We start from the raw sequence: 17,124 nt of genomic DNA on the forward strand, positions 1-17,124 counted from the left end.
CCCTGGGTGGATATCGCCGGGTGTTCGGATAATGAGACGGCTTGACCACCATATGGATGACTTGGCTACCCTGAAACCATGAGCGCATCCTCCATTGATCTGGCAGTTATTCCCGGTGACGGCATTGGCCCCGAGGTCATTGCCGAGGCCCTCAAAGTCCTGGAGAAGGCCGTTGCGGCCGAAGGTGTGGAGCTCAAGCAGACCGAATACAAGCTCGGTGCCGAGCACTGGCTGGCCACCGGGGAAACCCTCCCGGATGAGGTCCTGGCCGATCTCCGGACCCGGGACGCCATCCTGTTCGGCGCTGTGGGCGCGGCACCCGGTGACACCCGGATTCCGTCCGGGATCATCGAACGCGAGATGCTGCTGAAGCTGCGGTTCAGCCTGGACCACTACGTCAACCTGCGCCCGTCCCGCCTGTACGGGACCGTGGGCAGCCCGCTGGCCAACCCCGGAGTCATCGACTTCATCGTGGTCCGCGAAGGCACCGAGGGGCCGTATGTGGGCAACGGCGGCAGCCTGCGCACCGGAACCATCCATGAAGTGGCCACCGAGGTGTCCCTGAACACGGCGCACGGCGTGGAACGCGTGGTCCGGGACGCGTTCCGCCGGGCCAGCGAACGCGACCGCAAGCACCTCACCCTGGTCCACAAGCACAACGTGCTGGTCTTCGCCGGGCACCTCTGGAAGCGCACGGTGGAGGCCGTGGCGCAGGAATTCCCGGAGGTCACCCACGACTACCTGCACGTGGACGCCGCCACGATCTTTATGGTCACGGACCCGTCCCGCTTCGACGTCATTGTCACCGACAACCTCTTCGGCGACATTCTCACCGACCTTGCCGCGGCCATCACCGGCGGCATCGGCCTGGCCGCCTCCGGAAACATCAACATGGACCGGACGGCGCCTTCCATGTTCGAACCCGTCCACGGCTCGGCTCCGGACATCGCCGGCCAGGGCAAGGCCGACCCCACCGCCGCCATCCTCTCCGCAGCCCTCCTGCTGGACCACCTCGGCTTCACCGCGGCGGCCCGCAGGATCGAGGCGGCGGTGGTTGCCGACGTCGAACGCCGGGACGGTGCCGCGCGCTCCACCAGCGCCGTGGGCGACGCCATCGCTGCCGGGCTCTGAAGCCGCTCCGGAGCGTTCGTCTTCGGGCGTAAGCTTGATCCGAATCACCAAATGCCGCCCGACGTCCAGTGCTGAACAGAGGGCGGCCGATCGTGGAGGAACCATGACTCAGACTGCCCATGGCGTCGAATTCAGCCAGCAGCCCTCGGCCAACCCGAAGTCTGCGCAAGAGCGTGCTGCCATCCTGGCCAACCCGGGATTTGGCAACTACTTCACCGACCACACCGCCGTCGTCGACTACAGCGTGGACGAAAGCGGCAACGGCGGCTGGCACAGTGCACGGGTTGAGGCCTATGGGCCCATCAGCCTGGACCCGTCAGCGGCGGTGCTGCACTACGGCCAGGAGATTTTTGAGGGCCTCAAGGCCTACCGCCACGCGGACGGGTCCGTGTGGACGTTCCGGCCTGAAGCCAATGCCGCGCGGCTGAACAGCTCGGCCCGCCGGCTGGCCTTGCCCGAACTGCCCGCAGAATACTTCCTGGGTGCCATCCGGGAACTGGTGTCCGCGGACCGTGAGTGGGTTCCCGGCGGCGACGGCGAAGCCCTTTACCTGCGGCCGTTCATGATCGCCACAGAGGCATTCCTGGGCGTCCGGGCAGCCCGCGAAGTTTCTTTCCGGGTCATCGCGTCGCCGGCCGGCAACTACTTCGGCGGCGAATTGAAGCCCGTTTCCATCTGGATCTCCCGCGAATACGCCCGCGCAGGCCGCGGCGGCACCGGTGCAGCCAAGTGCGGCGGCAACTACGCCGCGTCGCTCATTGCCCAGCAGGAGGCGGAAGCCAACGGTTGCAAGCAGGTGCTGTTCCTGGACCAGGCCAACGACAATGCCGTTGAAGAACTCGGCGGCATGAACGTGTTCTTTGTGATGAAGGACGGCTCGCTGGTCACTCCCGCGCTCACCGGCACCATCCTCGAAGGCATCACCAGGATGTCCGTCATCCAGGTGGCCAAGGACATGGGCCGCGAGGTCAGCGAACGCAAGATCACCCTGGACGAATGGCGCGACGGCGTGGCCTCCGGCGAGATCGCCGAAGTGTTTGCGTGCGGAACAGCGGCCGTGATCACCCCTATCGGTGTGCTCCGCGACGCCACGGAATTCATCGGTTCCGAGGACGCCACAGCCGGTGAAACCACCATGGCCATCAGGACCCAGCTGCTGGGCATCCAGACCGGCGCCGTCCCGGACACGCACGGCTGGCTCACCCGCCTGGCGTAACCGGTTCACACAGCGCAGCAGCGCCCGTCGGGTCTTGGCCCGGCGGGCGCTGCTTCTGTTCCCGGGTGTTTTACACGCCCGACGGCGGCCCGTTAGCGCCGTGCGGCCTTGCGGGCTGCGTTCTTCAGGGCTTTGCGGGACACCGGCTTGAGTGCCTTCCGCGCGGCTTCCTCAGCCAGTGCATGGTCCCGGCGGGCGTCAATGACATCGTTCCAGAGGGCTGTGGCGAAAGCGCCGCCGTCCTGGGCATAGGCATCGTACGGGTAGGCGGCAAAAACGGCCGGTGTGGTGCCGCCGTTGGGAAGGTCCGTCCCGGCGGCCTGCGCTGCTGCGTCCCCTACGGCCCAGGTCCGGGTAAGGTGCGGGGTCAGGTTTTCCTGGACGAAGACGTTGGCGTCGGCCGATTCAGCAGCCCGCGCCAGCAGGGCTTCAAGGTCGGCGGCAAGCAGGGCGGCCGCAGCTTCCTCCAAGGGTGCGGAGGATGCCTTCAGCTCCGCTGCCGCGGCCTGCACCGCGTCGGTCCAGTCCGAGGTCTCACGGAACTTCTTCCAGGTGGGGAACCACACGATGCTCCCGGTGGCGTGGTTGTGGATGTGCTGGAGTCCGCTGTTCTTTTCGGTCGCTGCGTGGTCGTGGCCGGCCGCATCCGCTTCGGAGAGAATGCCTGCAAGGGTGGTGGTGCTGCTCATGGTGTCTTTTCCGGCTTCCTGGTTGACTGCAAGTGGTCTTCACCCGTGGTCAACGGCTGCCGCTCCCGGTTCTATTCCGGCGGCGACGACGGTCGGCATGCCCGGCCGGTGCAAGGATGGTGTGGTGACACACGCTTCCGGACCCGCCCCGCAGCGCACCTCCCCGCTGACACAGTCCATCCTGGCACCGAACCCCGGGCCCATGTCCCTGGACGGAACCAACTCCTATCTGGTCCGGCGGCCGGGCTCTCCGGACGTGGTGGTGGTGGATCCCGGCCCGTCGGACGAAGGCCACCTGCAGGCCCTGGCCGGGCAAGGGCGGGTGGTGCTGATCCTGGTGACCCACCGGCACGCTGACCACACCGAGGGTTCGCGCCGCCTGCAGGAACTCACCGGCGCACCGGTGCGGGCCGCCCTCCCGGCACACTGCCACGGCGGGCCGCCGCTCCGGGACAATGAGGTGATCCTGGCCGCCGGTGTGGACATCACCGTCCTTGCCACGCCCGGCCATACCTCGGATTCGGTCTGCTTCCACCTGCCGGCGGACCAGGCCGGGACCGGTTCGGTGTTGACCGGCGACACCATCCTGGGCCGTGGCACCACCATGCTGGACTTCCCGGACGGCACGCTGGGGGATTACCTGGCCAGCCTGGACCGGCTCGCGGAGCTTGGTCCGGCGACGGTGCTGCCCGCGCATGGTCCGGTTCTGCCGTCGATGGCGGCGGCGGCCGCTGCCTACCGGGAGCACCGGCAGGGCAGGTTGGTGCAGGTCCGCGCCGCGCTGCAGCGGCTGGGCCAGGACGCCACCGCCGGTGCGGTGGCGGACGCTGTTTATGCCGACGTCGACCGTTCCGTCCGGCGGGCGGCGGAACTGTCCGTCGCTGCCCAGCTCCACTACCTCCGCGAAGGTGGCGGCGGACAGTAGCCGACGGAGTGGCGCGGCCGGGACGGTAGGCTAGGGACCATGCGTATTGCCAGGTTTGTTGTTGATTCCGATCCCCTCTACGGCGTTGTTGAAGGTGATGCCGGCAGTGAGGAAGTCACTGTCATCCAGGGTGACCCCTTCTTCAATGGGGTGGAGCGCACCGGCGTCCGCCACAAGCTGGAGGACGTCCGGCTGCTGGCCCCGATCATCCCGCGCAGCAAAGTCATCGGCGTTGGCCGGAACTATGTCGCCCACGCCGAGGAACTGGGCAACGAAGTGCCGGCACAGCCCCTGCTGTTCCTGAAGCCCAACACCGCCGTGGTGGGTCCCAACGATCCCGTGGTGCTGCCGGAATTCTCCGAGGAAATCTCGTTTGAAGCCGAACTCTGCGTGGTGATCGGCCGGATCTGCAAGGACGTCCCCGAGGAGCGGGTTGACGACGTGATCTTCGGCTACACCTGCGGCAACGACCTCACGGCCCGGGACGTGCAGAAAACCGACCTTCAGTGGGCCCGCGCCAAGGGCTTTGATACCTCTGCCCCGCTGGGGCCGTGGATCGAAACCGAACTGGACACCGAGGACCTGCAGATCCAGGGCCGCCTGAACGGTGAACTGCGCCAGGACGGCAACACCAGCCAGATGATCCGCGGCGTCCGCGAACTCGTCTCTGTGGTGTCCCGGGCGTTCACCCTCCTTCCCGGCGACGTGATCATGACCGGCACCCCCGCCGGTGTGGGTCTTGTCACGGCCGGGGACCGCTTCGAGGTGGAAATCGAAGGTATCGGCCGGCTGTCCAACCCGATCGTCCGCCGCTAAGTCCGGCCCGGGGGAGCGTTGCGCAGGGTACCCGCCGACGCCGGCCAGTGGGAGGCCACCCGCCGGCTGCTGACCGGCCCCCGCACCGTCCGGTCCTTCCTGACGTACGCCGTGGCGTGTGTGGGCACCTTCGCCATGGCCGGGCGCGCCGTGCACTGGCTGGGCGGCCCGGTCTGGCTGGTGCTGGTCTTCCTTGGCCTCGGCGTGCTGCTGGCCGGCTACTATCTGGTGCGCGTGCTGCGGCGCCGGTCCCGGCCGGGCGGCAGCCGGGGCTGAGACGCGGGGCCGGTTCGTAGCGGGGCTGGTGGCAGGCGGTAAAGTTGAAGCCACTATGACTACTGCTCCCGCGTCAAATGCTGCCTCCATCCCGTCCGTCACCGCGGATACGCCCGTCAGGGTCCGTTTCTGCCCGTCACCCACGGGTACCCCGCACGTGGGCCTCATCCGGACCGCCCTTTTCAACTGGGCGTACGCACGCCACACCAAGGGCACCATGGTGTTCCGGATCGAGGACACCGACTCCGCCCGGGACAGCGAGGAAAGCTACCACCAGCTTCTTGACGCGCTGAAGTGGCTCGGCATCGACTGGGACGAGGGCGTCGAGGTGGGCGGCCCGCACGAACCCTACCGCCAGTCCCAGCGCAGCGACATCTACCAGGACGTCATCGCCCGGCTGCGGGAGGGGGGCTTCATCTATGAATCCTTCTCCACCCCGGACGAGATCGAAGCCCGCCACCGCGCCGCGGGCCGGGACCCGAAGCTTGGCTACGACGGCTTTGACCGTTCCCTCACCGCGGAACAGGTGGCTGACTTCAAGTCCCAGGGCCGGGAGGCTGTGCTCCGTTTGCGGATGCCGGACGAGGACCTGACCTTCAACGACCTGGTCCGCGGCGAGATCACCTTCCGCGCAGGATCAGTGCCCGACTTCGCCGTGGTCCGTGCCAACGGCGCACCGCTCTACACCCTGGTCAACCCGGTGGACGACGCCCTGATGGGGATCACCCACGTCCTGCGGGGCGAGGACCTGCTCAGCTCCACACCCCGCCAGATCGCGCTGTACCGCGCGCTGTACGCGGTGGGTGTGGCCAAATACATGCCGGAGTTCGGCCACCTGCCGTACGTTATGGGCCAGGGCAACAAGAAGCTCTCCAAGCGCGATCCCGAGTCCAGCCTCTTCCTGCACCGCGAACGGGGCTTCATCCCCGAGGGCCTGCTGAACTACCTGTCCCTGCTGGGCTGGTCGCTGAGCGCGGACGAGGACATCTTTACGGTGGAGCAGCTGGTGGAGAACTTCGACATCCACGATGTTTTGGGCAACCCCGCCCGGTTCGACCTGAAAAAGGCCGAAGCCATCAACGGCACCCATGTCCGCCTGCTACCGCCCGAGGTGTTCCGTGAACGGCTGGTTCCCTACCTCCGCACCGCCGGCCTGGTGGGGGAGATCCTCACGGATCGCGAGGAACAGATCCTGACGGAGGCCGCACCGCTGGTGCAGGAACGCATCACCCTCCTGGGCGAGGCGCCGGAGATGCTGGCCTTCCTGTTCAAGGCCGACGACGCCATCGACGTTGCGGACGATGCCCGCAAGGGGCTGCCCGAAAACCTGGCGGAGGTCCTTGCTGCCGCCATTGCCGCCCTCGAGCCGGTCCAGGACTGGACACCGGAGAGCATCCAGGCAGCCTTGAAGGAAGCCCTGGTCGAAGGCATGGGCATCAAGCCCCGCCTGGCGTTCGGCCCCGTCCGCACTGCTGTTTCCGGCCGCCGGATCTCCCCGCCCCTGTTTGAATCCATGGTAATCCTGGGCAAGGAATCCTCGCTCCGCCGGCTCCGGATGTTCGGCGGCTGATGCCGGGCACAGGCACCGGGCAGGGCCGGGCCCTGGCGACGCCGTTCGGGCGCGTCGCGGGCATCCTCTTTGACATCGACGACACCCTGGTGGATCTGGGGTACGCCATGACCACCGCGTTGCGCGAAGTCAGCGAGCACCTCCTGCCGGGCCTTGACCAGGCCGGCTGGGACCGCTTCGGCCGGATCTTTACCCACGAAAGCACCCACTACTACGATTCCTACCTCGCCGGGGAGCTGACGTTCAACGAACAGCGGCTGCTGCGGGGACGCGCGGCCCTGGGCCACTTCGGGGTGGACCTGGTGGATGAGGTCGAATCCCACCGCTGGCTGATGGCCTACGCCGATAAACAGCCGACCTACGTCAAACCGTTTCCGGATGTGCTGCCGCTCCTGGACGCTCTGGACGCCGCCGGGATTCCCTACGGTGCGGTCAGCAACAACGTCCACGACTACCAGCGGGCCAAGCTGGACAGCGCCGGGCTGTCCCGCGTTGGCACGCTGGTGGGCACAGACACGCTGGGCGTTGTGAAACCCGATCCTGCCATCTACCTCGAGGGTGTCCGGCTCCTCGGCACGGAGCCAGGCGGGACCCTCTACGTGGGCGACAACCTGCTCCTGGACGCGGAAGGCTCGACGGCGGCAGGCCTGCTGGGCGTTTGGCTCAACAGGACAGGGGAGCCCGGCGCGGGCTACAGCGGTCCCGTGGTCCAGTCCCTGTCCGAACTGGTTCCCTGACCGCTGGGTTCCTGCCATCAGGAAAGGTCCGTCAGTTGCGGCTGACGGACCTTTCCTGTCCGGGACCTTCCTGCCCTGAAGGCGGCCCAGGACACGGCAGCTCGCCGATTTGTGCGAGCCGCGAGACTCGGGTAGAGTAATTTCTCGTGCTGAGGCGCACGGAGCGGGGCGAAAGCCCGGAATTCCGGCCCCAAAGTATCATTGGGATATGGTGTAATTGGCAACACTACGGTTTCTGGTACCGTCATTCTAGGTTCGAGTCCTGGTATCCCAGCTCTGTTTGGAAGGCTGAAAAGCTGTTCACCCAGAACGTTTCATCCGGTCCGCCGATTTGAAACGGAAGCAAAGTGTATGAAATAATCACTGAGCTTGTCCGGCAGGAATGCGGGACGGAAGTACTTGGCCCCATCGTATAGCGGCCTAGTACGCTGCCCTCTCACGGCGGTAACGCGGGTTCGAATCCCGCTGGGGTCACACATGAAATGGTCCCGGGCATCCGCCCGGGACCATTTTTGCTTAACCAAACTGGCATGATGGTCCTGTGACCACCCGGAACGAGCCGCACACCACGGTCCCAGCGCAGGGACCGCACGATTCCGCCGCGGTGCAATTGCTTGAAGCCGTCCGCAGTGGCCTTGCCGCGGTGACCCTGCCACTCGAATTACCCGCCGCCGGCCAGGCCCGCCGGGATGCCGCCAATGCCGTCGCCCAGCTTGATGACTACATCCTTCCCCGCTACCGCAGCCTGGAGGCGCCGTTGCTGGCCGTCGTCGGCGGATCAACCGGCGCCGGCAAATCCACGCTGGTCAATGCCTTGGTGGGCCATCCCGTCACCCGCTCCGGTGCCATCCGGCCAACCACCCGCCAGCCCGTCCTTCTGCACCACCCCTCGGAAGGGCGCTGGTTTGACGGCCAACGGGTGCTGCCGGGCCTGGGCCGGATCAGGGGCCCGCTGGCGGACACCCCGGGGCCACCGGATCCGGGCAGCCCGGCTACCGCGCCCGCCCTGGAGCTCCTGGCTGACCCCGCGGTCCCCCAAGGGATCGCCCTCCTCGACGCCCCGGACGTGGACTCCATCGCCGACGGGAACCGTGCCCTGGCGGGCCAGCTGCTGGCGGCCGCCGATCTGTGGATCTTTGTCACTACGGCGAACCGGTACGCCGATGCCGTGCCTTGGCAGCTGCTCCTGAATGCAGCGTCGCGGGACATTATGGTGGCAGTGGTGCTGGACCGTGTTCCGCCCGGCGCCGAAGACGAAGTGAGCGCGGACCTGCGTTCCCTCCTGGACCGGGAAGGCCTCGGCGCCGCCCGGCTTTTTGTGATCCCCGAGACCAGCCCTGACGTCCTGGGCATGCTCCCCGCCGGGATGGTCGGGCCGTTGCGGACGTGGCTGGAAGAACTGGCTGCCGATGCCGCCGGCCGGGCCGGGGTTGCCCGGCGCACCCTGAACGGCGCAGTCCGGGCGCTGGCGGCCCGGATTTCCGTTGTCGCCCAGGCGTCGGACGAACAGCGGGACGCCGCGGCACGGCTGGCGGACGGTGCTGAGGCTGCCTACAGCAATGCCGCGGCCCGGATCCTCGAGGCGAGCAGGGACGGCGCGCTGCTTCGGGGCGAGGTGCTGGCCCGGTGGCAGGACTTTGTGGGCACCGGCGAGTTCTTTCGCACCCTGGAACAGAATGTGGGCCGCTTCCGGGACCGCATGGGTGCGTTTTTCCGGGGCGAACCGGAGCCCGCGGTCAGAGTGGAAGCTGCCATCGAAACCGGCCTGCTTGCTGTCATCACCGACCAGGCAGCGAAGGCCGCCGAGGAGGCAGACCAGTGGTGGCGCTCCGACCCTGCCGGCCGCCACCTCCTCGGGGCCGCGGACCTGTCCACCACCTCGCCCGGCTTCGGTGCCCGCGCTTCGGCCGAAATCCGGGCCTGGCAGGAAGCCCTGATGGAGCTCATCCGGACTGAGGGCCAGGGGAAGCGGACACAGGCGCGGTGGCTTTCCTTCGGCATCAATGGGCTCGGCGCCGCGTTGATGATTGTGGTTTTTTCCATGACCGCCGGGCTCACCGGACTTGAGGTGGGGGTAGCCGGCGGGACGGCCGTGGTGGGCCAGCGGCTGCTTGAAGCCGTGTTTGGTGAGGATGCCGTGCGCCGGATGGCGGAGAAGGCACGGGAGGACCTCGCCGCCCGCTGCGTGCGGCTCCTGGCGGACGAGCAGCAGACATTCCTCAGCCTGCTGCCCCAAACCGGGGACGCCGCCACGCAGGCCCTTGCTGCGCAGTCCCGGGACCTGCTCCGGCTCGCGGAGCAGGCGTGAGCCGCCATAGCGGGGCCAGGGAGTTCTCAAGCCTGGACCGCAGGCTGCAGGCGCTGCACGACGCCGTTGACGCGGCGGCCGGCGTCCTTCCCGAGCCGCCGCTGCAGGCAGTGCTGGAGGTCCTGGCGCGTGCCAGCTCACGCCGCTCGCTGTCCGCCGACCATACGGTGGTTGGTTTTTTCGGCGCCACGGGCAGCGGGAAATCCTCGCTGTTCAATGCCGTCAGTGGCGCAGCCATCGCGATGACGGCCGCCCGCCGTCCCACCACATCGGAACCACTGGCAGGCGTCTGGGGTGCGGACGGCAGCGGACCGATCCTCGACTGGCTCGATGTGGGCCAGCGGCACCGGGCAGATCCCGTGGAAGGCTTCGCGGACGAGTCCACCGGGCTGATCCTGCTGGACCTGCCCGACTTCGACTCGACCAGGGAAGCCAACCGCGCCGTTGTTCAACGGATGGTGGGCTTGGTGGATGTGCTGGTCTGGGTCCTGGACCCGCAGAAATACGCCGATGCAGCAGTGCACCAGGGCTTCCTCGCACCGCTGGCAGCCCACGGCGCCGTGACCCTGGTGGTGCTGAACCAGGTGGACCGATTGCCGTCGCCCGATGTGGCACCGGTCCTCGAATCACTCCGTGGCATCCTCTCCGGTGAAGGACTGGGCGCGGTGCGGGTGCTGGCTGCATCCGCGGTGACCGGACAAGGCGTTGACGCGGTGCGGACGGCCATCCGCACCGCTGCCGTGCAACGCAGGGCACAAGGACAGCGGCTGGCTGCGGATGTGGCCAGGGCGGCAGAGGAGCTGGCTGCTGTGTCCGGATCCGGCAGGGCCGCTGGAGTGCAGCCGGCGTCCAGGAAGCAGCTGGCGGCGGAACTGGCCGCCGCGGCGAACGTCCCGGTGGTGGTGCGCGCCGTGGCCCGCTCCTACCGGTTGGAGGCAACCCGCAGGACCGGCTGGCCCGTCACCCGTTGGCTGGCGAGGTTCCGGCCTGACCCGTTGCGCCGGCTCAACCTGCGCAGCAGCGCCCCTGCCGAAGTGAACCGGACGTCGCTGCCCCCGGCCGGAGCTCCGGAACAGGCACGCACTGACGCTGCGGTCCGCGCATTTGCTGATGCCGCCGGCGCGGGGGCTCCGGGTCCGTGGCGCGCGGCCATTCGGGCTGCGGCCCGGGAGGCACGCGACCGGTTGCCTGACGCGCTGGACCAAGCCATTGCGGGAACAGACCTCGCTGCCAACAAGAGGTCCTGGTGGTGGGGAGTGTTCAATGCGGTGCAATGGCTGGCACTGCTCACGGCCGCGGCGGGACTTGGCTGGTTGGCGGTCCTGGCCGGCCTGGGCTACCTGCAACTGCCCGTGCCGGAGGTTCCGCGGGTGGAAGGCTGGCCCGTCCCCACGGTGTTGATCGGGTTGGGTGTGGTCCTGGGGATTTTCCTGGCCCTCGCCGGGAGGTTCCTCGCGGCCGGCGCAGCAGCCGCGCGGGCGGCCACGGCCCGGCGCCGCCTCCATATGGCGGTGGCTGCCGTGGCCCAGGAGCAGGTGGTGGGCCCGGTGGAGCGGGCGGTGGATCGGTCCGCAGCCTTCGCTGCGGCCCTCAAGAAGGCCTCAGCCAGGTAGGGGAGCCAGAGCCGGCCGCGCGTTTACGGCCCGGGCGCAGGCTACTGCGCTGCGGCCTGTAACACCGCGACGGCGTCACGCACCTTGATGAGGGTGCGCAGGTTCCGGGTGGTGGTGGCCGATTTGAATTTTGGTTTGGCGGTGAGTTTGCTGAACGGGCTGTCCAGGGTCCCGCCCGCAGGAGCCAGCCACGCAACGGCCTCCGGGGCAAGGCGTTGCCGGCTGGATTCAGGCAGGTCTGCAGCTGCCGCCATCAGGTCGTCCAGTGCCGCCGGCTCCGACGACACGGTCACGTACGTGTGGGTGGACTTGTCGTGCTCGGGGTAAGGGCACGCGGCCACCAGCTGGGCAACCCTGCCGGCCGCCAGGACCACCACCCAGGCGTCATAGCCGAAGGCCTTCCGCAGGCATTCCTCGATGTCCTTTTTGACGTCCGCTGCGGCCGAGGTGCTGGAAAGCACCACGTTGCCGCTGGCCAGGAGCGTCCGCACGTCTGGATAGCCGCGCTCCACCAGGGCTTTGCGGAGGTCCGCCATCTTGATGTTGATCCCGCCTACATTGATGCCGCGGAGAAAAACTGCGTAGCTGCCCATGCCCGAAAGCCTAGCGGCCCGGCGCGCCCGCGGGGGAGGGCTCAGTCGTTGTTTTTGCGCAGTGCCTCGGTCAGCACCCGGGCTGCGTTGCAAACCACTTCGGCGTGCAACCTGCCGGGCTGACGCGTGAGCCGTTCGATCGGGCCCGAAATGGAGACGGCCGCGATGACCCGGCCGGACGGGCCGCGCACCGGTGCCGAGACGGAAGCGACCCCGGGCTCGCGCTCGCCGAGGCTCTGCCCCCAGCCCCGCCGGCGGACGCCCGCCAGGACCGTGGGCGTGAAACGGGCCGACTGAAGGCCTTCAAGGAGGCGGTCATGGTCCTCCCAGGCGAGCAGGACCTGCGCGGCTGAGCCGGCCTTCATGGACAGCTGGGTGCCCACGGGAATGGTGTCGCGCAGGCCGATGGGCCGTTCAGCGGACGCCACGCAGACGCGCCAGTCACCCTGGCGCCGGAAAATCTGCGCACTTTCGCCGGTGGCATCGCGCAACTGCATCAGGACGGGGCCGGCAGAGGCGATCAGGCGGTCTTCGCCGGCGGCGGAGGCGAGCTCCACGAGGCGGCTGCCCAGCACGAACCGGCCCTGGATGTCGCGGCTGACCAGCCGGTGGTGCACCAGGGCCAGGGCCAGGCGGTGAACCGTGGGACGGGCCAGTCCCGTGGCAGCCACAAGCTGCGCCAAGGTGGTCGGGCCGGCCTCGAGCGCGTCAAGTACATGGGCCGCTTTATCAATGACGCCGACTCCACTAGAATTGTCCATGTAATGATATTGCCGTCTCATTATCTGAGATGCAAATCTTTCGGCTGGCGGATTGCAGAGCCGTACTGATTCAGTTGAGCTATTCAGCCAAACAGCAGTGAAGGGAGATGGCCATGGCAAAGACATTGGCCGAGAAGGTCTGGGACGCACATGTGGTGCGTAAAGGGGACGGCGAAGGAGCCAACGCCCAGCCTGATCTTCTTTTCATCGACCTTCACCTGGTGCATGAGGTTACCTCGCCGCAGGCTTTTGAGGGCCTCCGGTTGGCGGGCCGGCCGCTGCGCCGTCCGGACCTGACGATCGCCACGGAGGACCATAACACCCCCACACTGGACATCGACAAGCCTATCGCGGACCTGACCAGCCGCACCCAGATCCAGACACTGCGCAACAACTGCGCGGAGTTCGGGGTCCGGCTGCACAGCCTGGGCGACGCCGAACAGGGCATTGTGCATGTGGTGGGCCCGCAGCTGGGCCTCACCCAGCCGGGCATGACCGTAGTGTGCGGCGACTCGCACACCTCCACCCATGGCGCCTTCGGTGCGCTGGCGATGGGCATCGGCACCTCCGAGGTGGAGCACGTGATGGCCACCCAGACGCTGTCCCTGAAGCCGTTCAAGACCATGGCCATCAACGTTGAAGGCACGCTGCGTCCCGGCGTCACGGCCAAGGACATTATCCTGGCCGTGATCGCCAAGATCGGGACCGGCGGCGGCCAGGGCTACGTCCTGGAGTACCGCGGCTCCGCCATCCGCGCGCTGTCCATGGACGCCCGGATGACCATCTGCAACATGTCCATCGAGGCCGGTGCCCGCGCAGGCATGGTCGCTCCGGACGAAACCACCTACGCCTACATGCAGGGCCGCCCGCACGCTCCCGAAGGAGCGGACTGGGACGCCGCCGTCGAATACTGGAACACGCTGCGCACCGACGACGATGCCACCTTCGACGTCAGCGTTGACCTTGACGCCGACACGCTGGAGCCGTTTGTTACGTGGGGCACCAACCCCGGCCAGGGCGTCTCGCTGTCCCAGTCCGTGCCGCGCCCGGAGGACTTCGGCGACGAAAACGCCAAGGCCGCCGCGGAACGCGCACTGCAGTACATGGGATTGACCGCCGGCACGCCGATGAAGGACATCCGGGTGGACACGGTCTTCCTGGGCTCCTGCACCAACTCCCGCATGGAGGACCTCCGTGCGGCCGCGGACATCGTCCGCGGCCGGGTCAAGGATCCGAACATCCGGATGCTGGTGGTACCCGGCTCGGCCCGGGTCCGGCTCGAAGCCGAAGCCGAGGGCCTGGATAAGGTCTTCACCGACTTCGGTGCCGAGTGGCGGTTCGCCGGCTGCTCGATGTGCCTGGGCATGAACCCGGACCAGCTCGAGGTGGGGGAGCGCTGCGCTTCCACCTCCAACCGCAACTTCGAAGGCCGGCAGGGCAAGGGTGGGCGCACCCACCTCGTCTCCCCGGTGGTCGCTGCAGCCACCGCAGTCCGCGGCACGCTCAGCTCCCCCTCGGACCTTGAGCTGGCCCCCGAATCCGCCGCCATCCAGATCGACGCAGCCTAGGACACGCCATGGAAAAGTTCACCAAGCACACCGGCACCGGCGTCCCGCTGCGCCAGAGCAACGTTGACACGGACCAGATCATCCCCGCGGTGTACCTCAAACGCATCACCCGTACCGGGTTCGAGGACGCCCTGTTCTCCGCCTGGCGCAAGGACCCCGCCTTCATCCTGAACCAGGAGCCCTACAACACCGGCTCGGTGCTGGTGGCCGGCCCTGATTTCGGCACCGGGTCCTCCCGCGAGCACGCCGTCTGGGCCCTGAAGGACTACGGCTTCAAAGCCGTCCTGTCATCCCGTTTCGCGGACATCTTCCGCGGCAACTCCGGCAAGCAGGGCCTCCTGGCCGCCGAGGTTGCCCAGGATGACATCGAGCTGATCTGGAAAGAACTGGAGAACGCCCCCGGAACCCAGGTCACGGTTGATCTCGAGTCGAAGACCGTGGTGTGCGGCAACATCGTGGCGCCCTTCGAAATCGACGACTACACCCGCTGGCGCCTACTGGAGGGCCTGGACGACATTGGCCTGACCCTCCAGCACGAGGAAGACATCACCGCTTACGAAGCCACCCGGCCGGTCTTCAAGCCGAAAACCCTTCCGGCGCGGCTGTCACAGTAGCTCCCGCCTCACAGCGGGGTGGCTCCCGTCCTGCAGTCCAGGACGGGTGCCACCCCTTTTTTGTTGCCGTGGTGTTTACCGCCACGCCCTGCTTTCGGCCCCGCTTATTTCGGTTCGGTAAAGCCACCTCCTATGCTTGGTGGGAGCCTTTGCAAGGACTTGGGGGCGAGTGATCGTAAGGAAACCGGTAAATGAGTAGTGTTCTGACAATCCGCGGCGGCGTCCCGCTTACAGGCCGCGTCACCGTCCGGGGGGCCAAGAACCTGGTCCCCAAAGCGATGGTGGCTGCGCTGCTGGGAAACGAACCCTCCGTATTGCGGAACGTACCGGAGATCAAGGACGTGGAGGTGGTGACCTCCCTCCTGCAGCTGCACGGCGTCACGGTCGCGAAGGACCCGGTGACGGGCGACCTGACCCTGGACCCCAAAGCTGCCAAGACAGCTTCCAGCACCGCCATTGACGCCCACGCCGGCGACTCCAGGATTCCCATCCTGCTCTGCGGGCCCCTGATCCATGCGATCGGCGAGGCCTTCATTCCCGACCTGGGCGGCTGCAAGATCGGCGACCGGCCCATCGACTACCACCTGGACGTCCTGCGCCAGTTCGGTGCCGTCGTGGAGAAGCGACCCGGCGGCATCCACATCTCCGCCCCCAAGGGCCTGCACGGCGCCAAGATCTCCCTGCCGTACCCCTCCGTCGGCGCCACGGAGCAGGTGCTGCTCAGCGCAACCCGGGCGGAGGGCATCACGGAGCTTTCCGGTGCGGCCACCGAGCCGGAAATCATCGACCTCATAGCGGTGCTGCAGAAAATGGGCGCCATCATCAGCGTCCAGACAGACCGCACCATCCGCATCGAGGGCGTCCGTGACCTTGGCGGCTACAACCACCGCGCACTCTCGGACCGCAACGAATCGGCGTCGTGGGCTTCCGCGGCGCTGGTCACCCGCGGCGACATTTTTGTGGAAGGCGCATCGCAGCGGGACATGATGACCTTCCTGAACACCTACCGCAAGGTGGGTGGCGGAATGGACATCGGCGAGGACGGCATCCGTTTCTACCACCGGGGCGGAAAACTGAACCCGCTGGTCCTGGAAACCGACGTGCACCCCGGCTTCATGACCGACTGGCAGCAGCCGCTGGTGGTGGCACTGACCCAGGCCGAAGGCGTCTCGATTGTGCATGAGACCGTTTACGAAAACCGCTTCGGCTTCACCGATGCGCTGATCCGCATGGGTGCCAGCATCCAGGTGCACCGCGAATGCCTGGGCAGCGTGCCCTGCCGCTTCGGCCAGCGGAACTTCCTGCACTCCGCCGTGATTTCCGGACCCACCCAGCTCACAGGAACAGATATCGACGTTCCGGACCTCCGTGGCGGTTTCAGCCACCTGATCGCGGCGCTGGCGGCCACCGGCACCTCGCGTGTCACCGGCATCGACATCATCAACCGCGGCTACGAGCGTTTCACCGAAAAGCTCGCCGGCCTGGGCGCCGACTTCGACATCACCACCACCAAGTAGCGGGGCCACCGTGAAGGAACCGGCCCTCAGCAGAGCCACATTCATTTTCATCGCCGGCGTGGTCCGTCCCCTCCTGAACGTCATGATGGCCAAAAAATGGGAAGGGACGGAGAAGCTGCCGGCGGGCGGCTTCATCGCCGCGCCCAACCACTGCACGGAAATTGATCCGCTGGTGGTGGGGCATATGCTCTATAACCGGAAGCGGGCGCCGCACTTCCTCGCGAAGGCCGGGCTCTTCAAGGTCCCGGCGCTGGGCTGGCTGCTGCATTCCACCAAACAGATTCCCGTGGAACGCTCGACGGCGGGCGCGAACCGCTCGCTGCAGGTCGCCCAGGAAGTTGTCGCCGAGGGCGGGGCCATTGTTATCTACCCCGAAGGCACCCTGACCCGCGACCCCGACCTGTGGCCGATGAAGGGCCACACCGGGGCCGCCCGGCTCGCCCTCGAGGGCGGCATCCCCGTGGTGCCCATTGCCCACTGGGGCGCCCACGAAGTTTTCCCCCGCTACGGCAAACGCTTCCACCTCTTTCCCCGGAAACATTCGCGGGTCCTGGTGGGCGACCCCGTCGACCTGAGTGCCTTCGAAGGACGGCCGCTGGACAAAGCCACCCTCTCCGGCGCCACCGAGGCGATCATGGACGCCATCACGGAGCTGCTCGCCACCCTCCGGGACGAAGAGCCTCCGGCGGAGCGCTGGGATCCGGCCAAGCAGCAGCAGGTCCGGCACGGCAGGTTCAAGGACCGGGGCCAGGATCCGTCCGGCGCAGGAACGGAAAATCCGTGACCCCTG

Annotated in this window: 16 protein-coding genes and 2 tRNA genes; 15 read left to right on the plus strand and 3 right to left on the minus strand. The window is 67.4% G+C overall.

Annotated elements, in window-relative coordinates:
* The first annotated feature begins 78 nt into the window (after positions 1 to 78).
* Positions 79 to 1,131, plus strand: coding sequence for a 3-isopropylmalate dehydrogenase (locus tag QRN07_RS10110; protein WP_050687267.1), 1,053 nt, complete (start codon positions 79 to 81; stop codon positions 1,129 to 1,131).
* 103 nt (positions 1,132 to 1,234) lie between these two features.
* Positions 1,235 to 2,347 carry a branched-chain amino acid aminotransferase gene (locus tag QRN07_RS10115; protein ID WP_056597330.1) on the plus strand — a complete coding sequence of 371 codons (1,113 nt, stop codon included), beginning with the start codon at positions 1,235 to 1,237 and terminating at the stop codon, positions 2,345 to 2,347.
* A gap of 92 nt (positions 2,348 to 2,439) precedes the next feature.
* On the opposite strand, the gene QRN07_RS10120 is transcribed toward QRN07_RS10115, so the two are convergent.
* Complete coding sequence (locus QRN07_RS10120; RefSeq protein WP_056597332.1) at positions 2,440 to 3,036, minus strand: hypothetical protein; 597 nt, start codon at positions 3,034 to 3,036, stop codon at positions 2,440 to 2,442.
* 124 nt (positions 3,037 to 3,160) lie between these two features.
* On the opposite strand from QRN07_RS10120, the gene QRN07_RS10125 reads away from it, so the two are divergent.
* From QRN07_RS10125 to QRN07_RS10165, 9 genes are all read left to right on the plus strand, one after another.
* Positions 3,161 to 3,961 carry an MBL fold metallo-hydrolase gene (locus tag QRN07_RS10125; RefSeq protein ID WP_442854153.1) on the plus strand — a complete coding sequence of 267 codons (801 nt, stop codon included), beginning with the start codon at positions 3,161 to 3,163 and terminating at the stop codon, positions 3,959 to 3,961.
* Between the two features lie 39 nt (positions 3,962 to 4,000).
* Positions 4,001 to 4,777 carry a fumarylacetoacetate hydrolase family protein gene (locus QRN07_RS10130; protein ID WP_050687260.1) on the plus strand — a complete coding sequence of 259 codons (777 nt, stop codon included), beginning with the start codon at positions 4,001 to 4,003 and terminating at the stop codon, positions 4,775 to 4,777.
* Between the two features lie 18 nt (positions 4,778 to 4,795).
* On the plus strand, positions 4,796 to 5,053 hold the full coding sequence (locus QRN07_RS10135) for a hypothetical protein (RefSeq protein ID WP_050687258.1): 258 nt from the start codon (positions 4,796 to 4,798) through the stop codon (positions 5,051 to 5,053).
* A gap of 55 nt (positions 5,054 to 5,108) precedes the next feature.
* The gene (gene gltX, locus QRN07_RS10140; protein ID WP_050687256.1) at positions 5,109 to 6,623 is read left to right on the plus strand and encodes a glutamate--tRNA ligase; all 1,515 of its coding nucleotides are present in this window, start codon (positions 5,109 to 5,111) and stop codon (positions 6,621 to 6,623) included.
* Positions 6,623 to 7,360 (plus strand): HAD family hydrolase, encoded by a 738-nt coding sequence (locus QRN07_RS10145; protein ID WP_056597335.1) that lies wholly within the window; start codon positions 6,623 to 6,625, stop codon positions 7,358 to 7,360. The genes gltX and QRN07_RS10145 overlap by 1 nt, the downstream gene beginning before the upstream one ends.
* Positions 7,361 to 7,562: 202 nt before the next feature.
* Positions 7,563 to 7,634: transfer RNA gene (locus QRN07_RS10150), tRNA-Gln, on the plus strand.
* Between the two features lie 127 nt (positions 7,635 to 7,761).
* A tRNA-Glu gene (locus QRN07_RS10155) sits at positions 7,762 to 7,834 on the plus strand.
* A gap of 67 nt (positions 7,835 to 7,901) precedes the next feature.
* Positions 7,902 to 9,668 carry a dynamin family protein gene (locus QRN07_RS10160; RefSeq protein WP_056597337.1) on the plus strand — a complete coding sequence of 589 codons (1,767 nt, stop codon included), beginning with the start codon at positions 7,902 to 7,904 and terminating at the stop codon, positions 9,666 to 9,668.
* Positions 9,665 to 11,281, plus strand: a complete 1,617-nt coding sequence (locus QRN07_RS10165) for a GTPase (protein WP_056597339.1) — start codon at positions 9,665 to 9,667, stop codon at positions 11,279 to 11,281. Before QRN07_RS10160 ends, QRN07_RS10165 begins: the two co-directional genes overlap by 4 nt.
* A gap of 41 nt (positions 11,282 to 11,322) precedes the next feature.
* On the opposite strand, the gene QRN07_RS10170 is transcribed toward QRN07_RS10165, so the two are convergent.
* Together QRN07_RS10170 and QRN07_RS10175 are read right to left on the minus strand one after the other, a co-directional pair.
* Positions 11,323 to 11,874, minus strand: coding sequence for a DUF1697 domain-containing protein (locus tag QRN07_RS10170; protein WP_056597341.1), 552 nt, complete (start codon positions 11,872 to 11,874; stop codon positions 11,323 to 11,325).
* Positions 11,875 to 11,915: 41 nt separating this feature from the next.
* A complete protein-coding gene (locus tag QRN07_RS10175; protein WP_050687245.1) occupies positions 11,916 to 12,635 on the minus strand; it encodes an IclR family transcriptional regulator in 720 nt (239 codons plus the stop codon).
* A 113-nt stretch (positions 12,636 to 12,748) separates the two neighbouring features.
* Between QRN07_RS10175 and leuC the strand changes: the two genes are divergently transcribed.
* The 4 genes from leuC (at position 12,749) to QRN07_RS10195 (ending at position 17,118) form a co-directional block, all read left to right on the plus strand.
* Positions 12,749 to 14,203, plus strand: coding sequence for a 3-isopropylmalate dehydratase large subunit (gene leuC / locus QRN07_RS10180; RefSeq protein WP_285240977.1), 1,455 nt, complete (start codon positions 12,749 to 12,751; stop codon positions 14,201 to 14,203).
* 8 nt (positions 14,204 to 14,211) lie between these two features.
* Positions 14,212 to 14,817, plus strand: coding sequence for a 3-isopropylmalate dehydratase small subunit (gene leuD / locus QRN07_RS10185; RefSeq protein ID WP_050687244.1), 606 nt, complete (start codon positions 14,212 to 14,214; stop codon positions 14,815 to 14,817).
* A gap of 191 nt (positions 14,818 to 15,008) precedes the next feature.
* Entirely contained in the window at positions 15,009 to 16,334 is a 1,326-nt protein-coding gene (gene murA / locus QRN07_RS10190) for a UDP-N-acetylglucosamine 1-carboxyvinyltransferase (RefSeq protein ID WP_050687242.1), read from the plus strand.
* A gap of 10 nt (positions 16,335 to 16,344) precedes the next feature.
* On the plus strand, positions 16,345 to 17,118 hold the full coding sequence (locus QRN07_RS10195) for a lysophospholipid acyltransferase family protein (protein ID WP_056597343.1): 774 nt from the start codon (positions 16,345 to 16,347) through the stop codon (positions 17,116 to 17,118).
* Positions 17,119 to 17,124: the final 6 nt, after the last annotated feature.

It is taken from the genome of Pseudarthrobacter sp. MEB009 (assembly GCF_030208875.1).
Classification (GTDB): Bacteria; Actinomycetota; Actinomycetes; order Actinomycetales; family Micrococcaceae; genus Arthrobacter.